Source organism: Aporhodopirellula sallentina SM41 (assembly GCF_000346505.1).
In the GTDB taxonomy this organism is placed as follows: domain Bacteria; phylum Planctomycetota; class Planctomycetia; order Pirellulales; family Pirellulaceae; genus Rhodopirellula; species Rhodopirellula sallentina.
Genome location: NZ_ANOH01000074.1, coordinates 14080 through 26285, shown reverse-complemented (window position 1 = coordinate 26285; position 12206 = coordinate 14080). Strand labels below are relative to the sequence as shown.

Here is a 12206-nt window from a genome sequence, read left to right as displayed (position 1 = left end):
GATGGAAGGCTCGGTTGCCTGGGCCAGAGTGCGGATATCGTGACCGATCAAGTCAAATATTCCAAGGCGGCCTCATCCCAATCCGGTCGCGGGGAATTGACGCGGCGATGTCTGATCCGATCACGCCTTGCGGCGGGCCACCACGGCGTCGCTGAGGTCTTTCAGGATCAACTGCGTTTCTTCCCATCCGATGCACGCGTCGGTGATGCTCTTGCCGCGGACCAATTCGCCTTTGCCGAGGCTTTGGTTTCCTTCGACCAGGTTGCTCTCGATCATCACGCCCATGATCCGCTGGTCACCGTCACTGACTTGGCTGCAGATATCGCGACAAACGTAGCGTTGGCGGGTGTGTTTCTTGCGGCTGTTGGCGTGGCTGGTGTCGATCATCAACCGCACCGGCAGATTCGCTTTTTCCAGCAATTCCGAAGCCGAGTCGATGCTCGCCGCGTCGTAGTTGGTGTGAGCCCCGCCACGCAGAATCACGTGGCAGTCGCTGTTGCCGGTCGTGGCGAAAATCGCCGAGGTTCCCTCTTTGGTCACCGACAGGAAATGGTGCGGCCGACGTGCCGAACAGATGGCATCGACGGCGATTTGGACGTTGCCGCTCGTTCCATTTTTGAACCCGACCGGGCAAGACAATCCGGAGGACAATTCACGGTGACCTTGGCTCTCGGTCGTGCGGGCACCGATCGCCCCCCATCCGACGAGGTCTGCGATGTACTGCGGGCTGATCAGGTCGAGGAACTCCGTCCCGGTTGGCAATCCGAGTGAGTTGATATCACGCAGCAACCCACGCGCGGTCCGCAAACCCCGATTGATCTCGAAACTGTCGTCCAGTCCCGGGTCGTTGATCAGGCCTTTCCAGCCCACCGTCGTGCGAGGTTTCTCGAAGTAAACACGCATCACGATCAGTAATTGATCGGCGTACTTTTGTTGTTCGGCGGCCAGCAACCGGGCGTATTCCATCGCCGCGTCGGGGTCGTGGATCGAGCACGGGCCGACGACCGCGACGAGCCGATCATCTTCCTCGTTGAGCACACGTTGGATGCCCGCACGGGCGGACGCAACGGTCTCGGCGATCTCCGGCGTCGCAGGAATTTCGGCCATCAGTTCTTGCGGCCGCATCAGCGGTTTCATCTCACTGATTCGGAGGTCATCGGTCGCCGGAGATTGAGTCTTTTCGGTCATCGCGTTGTCTGCGAACAATTGCGGAGTGGTGTGGGAAACGTCGACTATCGTTGATCACTGTAAAAATACAACCGGGCAGGACTTGCGGCGATCCAAAATTCACAACCACAGCCCGCGTTTTCCCACCAAGGCATATCTCCGGTTGGGAAAAGGCGTGCTCCCGCGAGACGATCGTGCTGCCGCTATAGAACAACGAGGGCTCTATCGGTTCGGCATGCCGACCACGATTCCCCGCATTTTTTTGCCTCTGCCCAATTCTCCCCATCCACCCCCCCGCAGCGACCACGATCCCCGGACGGCCTGCTTGCCCGGATAACCCACCGAGGCGGCCATCGGGTACGATTGGACATCTTGCAACAGTCCACCGCGATGCGGTCTGATGTTGCTCCCTCCTGGCACCGACATCGCCGTATTGCCCCGAACGCAAAACGCACTTGCCGTTTCTCGTAGGCTGTACCCGACAGGCTGAATGTTTCGTGCCTTCCCAGACCGCCCTTCCCGACGAAACCGCGATTGCCGACACCGTGCACTCCGACAATCAGTCTCTCGCCGCAGGATCCAGCGACCAGGTTGTTCGCAACCAGGGCTTTCGCGATCAGGCGTTCCGTGATCAGGTGCGTCGAACGCTCGACGACTTGCGGGACCAACTGTTGGCCGAGCGGGCTGACCGGTCGCACTGGATCGGCGAGCTCTCCGCGTCGGCGCTGAGCACCGCGACCGCGATTAGTGCGTTGAGCGTCGCGTGCGAACAGTTAAAGGACGGCGAGCAACGCGAACGCTATCTCGACCTGATCCGGCGTGGCGTCACTTGGTTGCAGTCCCAGCAAAACGATGACGGAGGTTTTGGCGATACCAACCGCAGTCATTCCAACATCGCGACCAGCTATCTGGTTCTGGCCGCCCACACGTTGGCGCGCCGGGTCGATGCGATGTGGACACCGGAACAAGACATCCTGCCAGAAAACACGGACGCGGGTTCCGGTTCCGAATCGTCCAATGATACTGACCAGTCTGCCGGTTCTGACCCGCCCTCCGGTTCTGACCCGTTCACGCAAGACGAACGACTGCGGCGGTACCTCGACGACGCCGGTGGTCTGGACGCGTTGCGAAAGCGATACGGAAAAGACAAAACGTTTGTTGTCCCTATTTTGAATAACCTGGCGATCGCGGGGCTGGTTCCCTGGTCGGAGGTTGCCGCGTTGCCGTTCGAAGCGGCGGTGTTCCCACAGTCGATGTACCGCTATCTCGGCATGCCCGTGGTCAGCTACGCGGTTCCGGCTTTGGTGGCGATCGGGCAAGCCAAGTTTTATCGATCCGGATGCCTGCCCCCTTTATCCTGGATTCGTCAGGCGTCGCTCAATCCAACGCTCGCACTGCTCGAACGGATGCAACCCGACAGTGGCGGATACCTCGAGGCGACACCGCTGACTTCGTTCGTGGTCATGTCGCTGGTTGATTCGTTGGCTGCTCAATCGTTGCAACTCAATCCGAAACTTGATCGGCAATCGGGTGCCGATGATTGTCGGTGTCGAGTGATCGAAACCGGGTTGAATTTTATCGAGCAGTCGATCACTCCCGAAGGCAGTTGGCCGATCGACACGAATTTGGCGACCTGGGTTACTTCACTGTCTATCGCCGCGTTGACCAGCGACCCGAACGACCTGCGTGAATGGTCGGGTGTTGAGTTGGTCGATTGGCTCTTATCGTGCCAACACACCGAACGTCACCCGTTTACCGGTGCCGACCCGGGCGGTTGGGGGTGGACGGATTTGTCCGGTGCCGTGCCGGATGCCGACGACACTCCCGGTGCGATCTTGGCGCTGCTGAAACTGAGGAACTATGTCGACGCGGAACAGCGCGGACGCATCGATCAGGCGATTTCACACGGCCGCGATTGGTTGCTCGGGCTGCAAAACCGCGACGGTGGTTGGCCGACGTTCTGCCGCGGTTGGGGGAAACTGCCGTTTGATCGCAGCAGCGTGGATTTGACGGCTCACGCGATCCGGGCGCTCGATGATTTGTCGGATTCTCCCAAGGTCGATGCCGCGATCACCGTGGGGTTGGCGTTTCTTCGAAAACAGCAACGCCCCGACGGTTCTTGGGTGCCGCTGTGGTTTGGCAATCAGGACCGCGTTGAAGAAGACAATCCGATCTACGGCACCGCGAAAGTGCTGGTCGACGTGCACCCCAGGCTCGATAAAACCGCGGTGGTGCGCGGGATCGAATACCTCATCAACCATCAAAACGCCGATGGCGGTTGGGGCGGCGGAGAATCGGTCGAGCGGTTCTGGAACACACCGGATCAGTCGAACAGTTTAAATGGTCAGGCTGCGAGACAAATCGCGGGCTCCGGGGTTGTATCACCGCAGCGGTCTATGCATCCGTCATCGAATTCGGACACGGATGCGACGCAGGCACCCAACCCCACGGCAAAACCGTCGCACGATTTCGGCGTCAGCACCGTGGAGGAAACGGCGTTGGCGGTCGAGGCGTTGGCGAGCCTTTGGGATCGTTTGAACACCACTGGTGTGGCGAGTATTCCAGATCCCAATCCCGATGGGCCGCGCCTGACTGATCGTACCCGAGACGCTATACTGTCTGGCTCGAGGTGGCTGATGCGTGCCGCACGCGGCGGGCGACTCGACGTGGCTTGGCCGATCGGTTTTTATTTCGCCAAACTCTGGTACCACGAACGCCTCTATCCATTGATCTTCACGACGGCCGCCCTGGGCCGCGTTGCCGGTTTGGATGACACCCTTTCCCGACCCGACACGACTCTCCCTAGGTAAACATTTTGTCGACCGGACTCCCCCCGACGCGTAATGACTCGGATCGCCCGCGCGCGAAACGACACAACCGCCGCAACACCAGTCATCTGAAGGACGTTCCCGAAACGCTCGCGATGCGGGAAAGTTTGCGGGACCGCTGTCGCGAAGTCGCCGACCGACTCGATCACGACAACCCGCTGACCAAAGATGAGATGGAACAGGTCGCCCGTCGTATGTTGGAGGAGGCCGATCTGCCCGAAGGTTTGCTGGGCTGGACGATGGTCAACATCAGCAGCGCGTTTTGGCGGAACCAACTCTCGGCCGTACCGCCTGAACGACGCCTGTTCCTTTTACCGCACTGCCTCAAACACGCCGAAGGCTGCCCCGCCGAATACGACCAATTCGGCATGAACTGCAAACAGTGCGGTGCGTGCAGCATCGCGGACTTCCGCAGCATCGCCGAGGACATGGGGTACCGCGTCCTCGTCGCCGAAGGCTCTCCGGTTGTTCTGAAAATCATCGTCGGCGGATACGTCGATGCCGTGGTCGGCGTGGCGTGTTTGAACGTGCTCGAGAAAGCGATCGACAAGGTCTTGCTCGCGGGAATCCCGTGCATGGCCGTGCCGCTGCTTTCGAGCGATTGCCGGAACACGAAAGTCGACGAGTCGTGGGTGGAGGAAATGATCCGCACGCCGTACGTTCCCGCCGCCGCTCAAACCCGCAGCTACGTGCACCTGATGCGATCAGCCGGTGGGCTGTTCGAACGTGATCAACTGCACCGCCTCGCTCCACCGATGCGGCAGATCGGATTGCCTGATCCGGAATCGCCTTTGATCGCCACGTCACGCCGCACGTCGGTGTCGACCGAGGAAGGCGTCGACGGAGCGGTTGAGCGACTCAACGGCGAAGTCTCGCAGAACGCATCCGACGCGATCCGGCCCGAGCATCTCGAGGGTGTCGATCCGATCGCGGCGACCGAAGCGATCGCGTACGACTTTCTCGCCCGTGGCGGAAAACACTCTCGCCCGTTCATTACTCTGGCAGCCTACGACGCGATGACGGGCGGCCAAGCCACCAGCGGCGACGGCGAAGCATCGGTGGCGACCATCCCGGACGCGGTCCGACGTGCCGCACTGAGTATCGAGACGTTCCATAAAGCCAGCCTCGTGCACGACGATATCGAAGACGACGACGCGTTCCGCTACGGCCAACCGGCCGTCCACCATCGGTTCGGCGTTGCCTCGGCGATCAACGTGGGCGACTACCTCATCGGACTCGGTTATCGATTGCTCAGCCGCACGATGGTGGGTGATGACATCGACGCCGCCACGCGAGTCGATTTGCTCGATTCGCTCGCCGCCGCTCACGTGCGATTGTCCGAAGGCCAAGGTGCCGAACTGTTGTGGCGGGACGCCAAAGACCGGCGGTTGCAACCGATCGACGCGATGAAGATCTACGCCCTCAAAACGTCACCGGCCTTCGAAGCCGCCCTGTACAGTGGCGTGCGGATGGCGGGCGACGCGGAGCATCTCGTCGAACCGATTCGCAAGTTCTCGCGGAACCTTGGCGTGGCGTTTCAAATCATCAACGACATCAATGATTGGATCGGCGACGATTCGAACAAACTCAACGCCGGTGCCGATGTGATCGCCGGTCGCCCGACGCTGCTGTGGGCATTGGCGTTGCAGCACCTCGATGCCGAAGACCAAGAGACCCTTCTGCAAATCGCGGCGGACGATTGTGCGATTCCGTCCAGCGAACGACTCTCGATCGCTGGGCGTTTGTATCGTAAGGCGAACGTGTTCGAAACATCGCTGCAACTGGTCGACAAACATCAAGCCCGCGCCGAACAGATCGCCGACGAAATCGAATCCGAACCGCTGCGACGGTTGCTGTATTTCCTCGTCGACACGGTGCTCGAACGCCCCGAGATGCCGACCCCCAAAACCATCCAACTGTCGATCGCCGCGCCGGTCGGTTGACGGACGGGTTGGTTGATGAACTCCGGAGCCTCGCACGCAGAGCCAAGATGACCGAGAAAGCCATGTCGACAGCCGAATCTCAAGCAGCCCAGTCTCAAACCGATCCGCCACAAACTGACGGGACTCCGAACACCCGCTACGAGATCAACATCGGATCGTTGTTGGCGGAGTTCTACGCGTCGACCTCGACACTCGCTTTGTTCGAGGAAGTCGAGCAGTGTCCGCCTCCGTTTGACCAACTGCTCGATCACCACAGCCACATGACCGTTACTGTGGAAGCCTTCCACAAAGACGAGGTCGACGTGGTCGTCCATCGCAGCCGCAGTGTGCTCGATGACGGTGAATCGGTTTGGCAGAACGATCCGCTGATGAAAACGGACGCTCGATTGGCGATCGCCGAACGAACGGTCACGTACACGCGTGAAATCACGTTGGTGACGCACAACACCGGCAAAGTCGTTCAGTACGGTTTGGTGCGGCTCGACCCGTCCGCCCTCGGTCGCGACGTTTGGATGGAGATCGCCAGCGGCGAAATCCCGCTCGGCCGCGTCCTGATCAAACACAATGTGTTGCGATCCGTTGAACGCTATCAACTATGGAAAGTCACGCCGGGCGTCGCACTGTCGTCGCTCTTGCAAACCGCCCCCGGCGAAATCGTCTACGGCCGAACCGCTTTGATCCGATGTAACGACCAACCCGCGATCGAATTAATCGAAATCGTAAAGTAGCCAGCCAGACGCACCCCACCCCGTAGCGAAAGTCGCCAAGACTTTCGGCGTTTCGCAGTGCCTACCGAAACTCTTGGCGGGTTTTGCTACACCCGTGAATTCTGAAATTTAACGCGTCCGACAACCGTAGCGGGACTCGTCAGAATTCAGTTTCCCCAAAAGGGGTCAACGTACTAACAACGCGGCCCAGATCAGTCCGGTGATCACGCTCGCGTAGACGACAAAGGGAAACGCTTTCACTCGCGCATGCAGCGCAATCGCGCCACCGAGGTACGCGGTCAACAGGATCGCCCCGGCCATCGCCGTCTGCGGAAGCAGAAACAACACCGCGGCAGCGATCTCGAGCCCCGCTGCCCAAACACGCAGAGAATCCGGCATCCCGAGCTGCTGGTTCCATTTCGCATTCATTGCCGGCGGATTCCACAACTTCATCGCCGCGCTACCGATCGCCATCAAGGCGACGCAGAGGCTCACCGCCCAAGCGGCCGTTTGGAGAAACACAGGGTCAATCATCAAATCAGGTCGTCCAACAATTGCCCATCTACCGATTGAATGCCCACCAAACGACTGGCGAGGCGCGAACGCGAAATACAAGGTTGAGTCAGCAAACCCTACCACACGATCGAGTCCCGCCCTGACACACAAGCCAGGCCCGGCGGTGGGCGACCGTATGATCGAGGTCGCCGCGGCATGCGGCAAAGCAAATCTCACCGACGGATGAATTCTCGCCGGAAAACGAGACTTATTCTATACACCGGTGTTGGATCCCCGTGTCGTCCTACTTTCCTCGTTTAAATGGATATCAGCGTGAAGTTTTCATTTGCAGTTCTGTTGTTGCTGCCCTTGGCACTGGCTCCTTCGATTGGTGCCGAAGACATTTCCTCGGGTTGGCCGCAGTGGCGTGGCCCGGACGCCTCAGGGGCTTCCGCGTCATCCGACCCGCCGGTCCGATGGAGCGAGTCTGAAAACATCGGATGGAAGGTCGCTGTGCCGGGAGCGGGAAGCTCCACCGCGATCGTGCTAGGTGACCGAGTCTTTGTCGCAACCGCGGTCAAAACCGATCGGGTGAAAGAGGGAGCCAACGCCGACTCCGCCAACGAGACCGCTGATCAGGAATCGTCATCCAACGCTCCCCAGCGTCGCGGTGGCAGAGAGGGGCGACGGGGAGGACGCGGTGGAAGAGGAGGACGAGGCGGTGCTTCGCCAACAAACTACTACGCCTTCATGGTGATTTGCTATAACCGCGCAAACGGCGAAGAAGTGTGGCGAACGACTGCGATCGAAGAAGTCCCCCACGAAGCCGGACACAACACCAATACGTTCGCCTCCTCATCGCCGGTCACTGACGGAGAGCGGCTCTATGTTTCGTTTGGTTCCCGCGGTGTTCATTGCCTGGACCTCGACGGCAAACTTCTGTGGAGCAAAAAGCTCGGCCAGATGCAAACCCGTGCTCAGTTCGGCGAAGGCAGTTCGCCGGCGGTTCACGATGGCATCCTCGTCGTTCCATTTGACCACGAAGGCGATTCCTTCATCGTCGCGCTCGACGCCAAAACGGGCGAAGAGAAGTGGCGTCAGAACCGAGACGAACGCACCACCTGGTCGACGCCGCTGATCACCGAATACGACGGACGCGTGCAAGTCATCACGAACGGGACAACTCGCGTTCGCAGTTACGACTTGATGACAGGAGAGATTATTTGGGAATGCGGCGGGCAGGCCAGCAATCCGATCCCTTCACCCGTTCGGTTCGAAGACAACGTGATCGTCATGACGGGGTACCGAGGGTACGCGATCTATTCGATCCCGCTCAGTTCCAAGGGTGATATCACCGACAGCGATACGGTCACCTGGGTTGAGGAGGACGCTGCCCCCTACGTTCCTTCGCCATTGCTCTACGAAGGTCAACTTTACTTCTTCAAAGCCAACAACGGCGTTTTGCTCTCGCGTGACGCCAAGACCGGGGAGCTGCTGATTAAGCAAACCCGCGTGCCGGATATCTCGACGGTTTATGCGTCACCGGTCGCGGCGGGTGAGTACATCTATTTGACCGGACGCGACGGCACGACGGTTGTGCTGCGACACGGTCAGTCGTTCGAGGTCGTGGCAACCAACAAACTCGACGACACGATCGATGCGTCTGCCGCGATCGTTGGCGATGAGATCTTCATGCGAAGCAAGGAACACCTCTACTGCATTCGCAAAAACTAGCAGACGACGATGCCTCACCAGATCACGATGCCTGATGCGTCAGGGTTGGCTAAATGAACGAGTAGCGACACTCGCCAACGGTTTGTCGATTTAATCAAGAGTCAACCTGTTTTCGTTTAACCGGTAGCGGTAGGCGACGCGGCAGTGGCAAGTAGGTCGCCTCTGGCTGCCCGTTAAACGCAATACCGTTCAATGAAGCACCGGGTTGTGGCGTTTTCGTTTAACCGGTAGCCGTAGGCGACGCTTGACGGAACGGAACCTACCCTTCGGGCACGGGTTAAACGAAAATTGAACGTTATTGCCGTTAAACGAATAAATCTACAGCCCGCCAAGAGTTTCGGTGGGCCCAGTGAATCACCGAAAGTCTTGGCGACGTTTGCAACGGACTCAACCCAAATTTGGGCTGTAGCGTTCCACTAACGGGCAAACTGTTTAAAGAAATCGGGTGTCGGTCCGACGTAGCATTTGCAGTTCTTGCAAATCGTTACCGCTTCACTCAGGCTGCTGTCGCACACCGGGCAACTGCGAACCGTCCGTGCTTTCTCATCCACCGACTTGTCGCGGGCGTGTTCTTCATCGCGAGCGACATAGTCCCCGAGAATTCGCATGACTCCGGTGTCGGAAAGCGAGTCCTTTTTCTCCTCCGGCGCCGAAGCGTCCGCCGCAACCGGATCGGTCTCTGGCGGTGGCGGAAATAAAGGGACGGTCAACAACTGTTTACACACAGGACATGGCAACGTTTTGCCAAACACTCGTTTCGACGCGCGAAGTTGGTGTCCTTGAGGACATGTGATCGTTTGAGACTGCATGGGATCCTTTCCGTGATGTGCCTAACGTGAGTTGGGTTACGAAAAGGAAACACCGTCTCCCCGCGGTGGTACCGTGAGAAAGAGGATTCTTTTTTTAGCGAGACGATCGATCAAGCAAAGGAAACAGAGTCGACGCTTGACCGGCCAGCACGGGGGCCGCAGGCTCCATTAGCCCGCGGCCCACATCCAAATGATCTGCTCGCTGCCGTCGTTCCGAGTGAAGACTCATTGCGAGCCTGCTTATCCGTTCGACTATCGCCGACGGCCGAACCGTTGGGTACTGGCACGTTGGGTGCTGGCACGCAGAGCGTTCACGCCACGTCCGATCGATGCGAACACTTCGTCCGTGGTCCGATGTCGGTGCCCGAAAGACTCTCCCGCGAACTCCTCACGCTGAGCGGACCGTTCGGCAAAGAATGCGTCCAGTTCGTCGAACGAGACGGCGTCGTCGGCATCGGTGTCCGCATCCGAAATTTTGCCCCAGAATCGTTCGCTGACTTCGTCCTCAGTCAGCACCCCGTCGCTGTCGGAATCCTTGGAGTCGAACGCGTCTTGGCGTGCCGTCGCGATGGCCGTTTCGACTTCGGTGAGGGTCACCAAACCGTCGGCGTCCGCGTCGACTCCCAGTTCGGATAGTTTTTCCCAAACGCGCTCGGGAACTTCCTCTTCGCTCAGCGATCCATCTTCGTCGGTATCAAACCGCGTGATCAACGACTCAGCGTCCCCACGGAATAAGCCGACGTTGACGACGCCAAAGCGACGCGAGTGATGTCCGACTCCGTCGTGGCAGTCTTCCACGTCGGTGTCTTCGTCAGTCTCTTCTTCCTCTTCATCGGATTCGTCTTCGGTGTCACCGACGGTTTCGTCGTCGCTGGTTTCTTCGTCGCCGGTTTCTTCGTTATCTGTTTCGTCGTCGACTTCATCCTCACCGGATTCTTCTTCGGATTCTTCCTCATCCGACTCTTCTTCCTCGGATGTGTCGCCGTTGTCGGTGGTGTCCTCGGTCTCGTCGACCAGACCACCGTCGTCAATCATCTCATCAGTGTCTTCTTCAGTATTCTCTTCAGTGCTTTCTTCCTCGGACTCGTCGGCTGTCTCGTCGTCGATCACGTCGGTCGGATCATCGACGGGTTCTTCCTCGTCGATCAGCATATCCTCCTCATCCGCAACGTCTTCATCGACGAGTTCTTCCTCTGTTTCGAGAGGATTGGTTTCCTCGGTATCCAGGGTGTCATCGAGCACGTCGACGCTTTCGGCTACGGCGGCGTTTTGCTCGGTTTCGCTGTTGAGAGCATTGATCACAGTCAACGCATCCAATGCGGTGATCACTCCGTCTCCGTTGGCGTCACACAGCCCGTCGATGTCTTCATTGTCCGTGGTCGACGTACCGAGGTTGAGTTGATTGATGATCATCAATGCGTCCACCGCAGTAGTCGCATTGTCGCCGTTGACGTCGGTCGGATTCACATAGTTGTATTCAGGTGCGGTCGATTCGAGTCGACCTCCCCAACGATGCCAGTTTCCGCCGCGGCGCCACCGCCGTCGTGGGAACGGATCGTCTTCGCTATCGGGCAGTGTGTCGTCGTCATCCACGTCATGATCATGGTCGTCATCATCGTCCGACGGGAGTTCGTCACTAGGTGTTTCATCGGTGGGCGTTTCATCCGCAGGATCGTCCTCGACTGGTGTTTCATCGATTGGCGTTTCATCGACCGGTTCTTCGCTCACCGGGGGATCATCGTCGACGACCGTGTCCGCTGCCGCGTAGACCTCTTGAACCGCCGCCGCGTCCGCATCGGACAACGTGGTGAAGAATTGGTTCGCGGTGACAAACGGGGCGAGCACGCTGTCGACCGCGTCGGTGTGATCGAGTCCGAGCGAGTGACCGATCTCATGCACCGCGACATACACGAGGTCAAATGCTTGGCCCGCCAACGAGTTGCCGACCTCCCACGCGTCGGCGATGTCGAACTCGATGTCACCCGCGATCCGCGCCGGATTCACATCGTCAGGAAAATATGCCTGTGCGAGCGTTCCGCCGACACCATCGATGCTGGTGAATGTAATGTCGATCGAATCCTGTAGGCCACTCTGATCGGTCGGCGTGAAGGTGATGTCAGCCGCACTCGCCCACGCATCAAACGCAGTCGCGATCGCTGCCTCGGTTTCCTCTTGTGTCAGGGAATCGGGCGAGTTCGCAACGTGATACGTCAATTCCGCACTGCCCAAACCCGGGCCGTCCCATCCGAGACTCGCGGCGAGCACCCGTCGTGCTTCGAGCGGTTGGACCGAAAGCCGACGCTTGGCGAATGGACGACGTTTCATCATTTCTCTCCATAACTATGAAATTGGGGGCATCGATCGACGGGGGAATCGACCGTGTGCTCCTGCAGCGGCAATCGATGCAGGGAGGTGTTCCGCCAAGGATTTTTCAATCGAGCCGATCGTCATCAGACGGAACATTGCGACCGGCGCACTCCGGCGCAGCCAGACAATCGACAGGAAAATGAGCTTCCCGTAGAG

General features: G+C 58.9%; 8 protein-coding genes. 4 read left to right on the top strand and 4 right to left on the bottom strand.

The annotated features are described in order from the left end of the window. Window positions 1-120: 120 nt before the first annotated feature. The gene (locus RSSM_RS03995; protein WP_044301027.1) at window positions 121-1188 is read right to left on the bottom strand and encodes a 3-deoxy-7-phosphoheptulonate synthase; all 1068 of its coding nucleotides are present in this window, start codon (window positions 1186-1188) and stop codon (window positions 121-123) included. Between the two features lie 476 nt (window positions 1189-1664). Here RSSM_RS03995 and RSSM_RS03985 point away from each other — a divergent pair, with 476 nt between their 5' ends. The 3 genes from RSSM_RS03985 to RSSM_RS03975 all read left to right on the top strand — a co-directional run bounded on the left by RSSM_RS03985 (window position 1665) and on the right by RSSM_RS03975 (window position 6666). Beyond that, entirely contained in the window at window positions 1665-3977 is a 2313-nt protein-coding gene (locus tag RSSM_RS03985; RefSeq protein WP_008674805.1) for a prenyltransferase/squalene oxidase repeat-containing protein, read from the top strand. 113 nt (window positions 3978-4090) lie between these two features. Continuing rightward, window positions 4091-5938, top strand: coding sequence for a polyprenyl synthetase family protein (locus tag RSSM_RS03980; protein ID WP_044301023.1), 1848 nt, complete (start codon window positions 4091-4093; stop codon window positions 5936-5938). Window positions 5939-6000: 62 nt separating this feature from the next. After that, entirely contained in the window at window positions 6001-6666 is a 666-nt protein-coding gene (locus tag RSSM_RS03975; RefSeq protein WP_236620921.1) for a hypothetical protein, read from the top strand. A 165-nt stretch (window positions 6667-6831) separates the two neighbouring features. Here RSSM_RS03975 and RSSM_RS03970 read toward each other — a convergent pair whose 3' ends face one another. Continuing rightward, on the bottom strand, window positions 6832-7179 hold the full coding sequence (locus RSSM_RS03970; RefSeq protein WP_044301014.1) for a DoxX family protein: 348 nt from the start codon (window positions 7177-7179) through the stop codon (window positions 6832-6834). A 294-nt stretch (window positions 7180-7473) separates the two neighbouring features. Between RSSM_RS03970 and RSSM_RS03965 the strand changes: the two genes are divergently transcribed. After that, window positions 7474-8874 (top strand): outer membrane protein assembly factor BamB family protein, encoded by a 1401-nt coding sequence (locus tag RSSM_RS03965; RefSeq protein WP_236620920.1) that lies wholly within the window; start codon window positions 7474-7476, stop codon window positions 8872-8874. 416 nt (window positions 8875-9290) lie between these two features. Here RSSM_RS03965 and RSSM_RS03960 read toward each other — a convergent pair whose 3' ends face one another. Together RSSM_RS03960 and RSSM_RS03955 are read right to left on the bottom strand one after the other, a co-directional pair. Then, the gene (locus tag RSSM_RS03960) at window positions 9291-9683 is read right to left on the bottom strand and encodes a hypothetical protein (RefSeq protein WP_008674796.1); all 393 of its coding nucleotides are present in this window, start codon (window positions 9681-9683) and stop codon (window positions 9291-9293) included. A 252-nt stretch (window positions 9684-9935) separates the two neighbouring features. Then, a complete protein-coding gene (locus RSSM_RS03955) occupies window positions 9936-12008 on the bottom strand; it encodes a matrixin family metalloprotease (protein ID WP_044301012.1) in 2073 nt (690 codons plus the stop codon). Window positions 12009-12206: the final 198 nt, after the last annotated feature.

What these genes read in the sequence shown, in the direction of transcription:
- RSSM_RS03995 (WP_044301027.1), bottom strand. Translation starts at nt 1,188, where the DNA reads ATGACCGAAAAGACTCAATCTCCGGCGACCGATGACCTCCGAATCAGT.
- RSSM_RS03980 (WP_044301023.1), top strand. Translation starts at nt 4,091, where the DNA reads ATGCGGGAAAGTTTGCGGGACCGCTGTCGCGAAGTCGCCGACCGACTC.
- RSSM_RS03960 (WP_008674796.1), bottom strand. Translation starts at nt 9,683, where the DNA reads ATGCAGTCTCAAACGATCACATGTCCTCAAGGACACCAACTTCGCGCG.
- RSSM_RS03955 (WP_044301012.1), bottom strand. Translation starts at nt 12,008, where the DNA reads ATGAAACGTCGTCCATTCGCCAAGCGTCGGCTTTCGGTCCAACCGCTC.
- RSSM_RS03975 (WP_236620921.1), top strand. Translation starts at nt 6,001, where the DNA reads ATGTCGACAGCCGAATCTCAAGCAGCCCAGTCTCAAACCGATCCGCCA.
- RSSM_RS03970 (WP_044301014.1), bottom strand. Translation starts at nt 7,179, where the DNA reads ATGATTGACCCTGTGTTTCTCCAAACGGCCGCTTGGGCGGTGAGCCTC.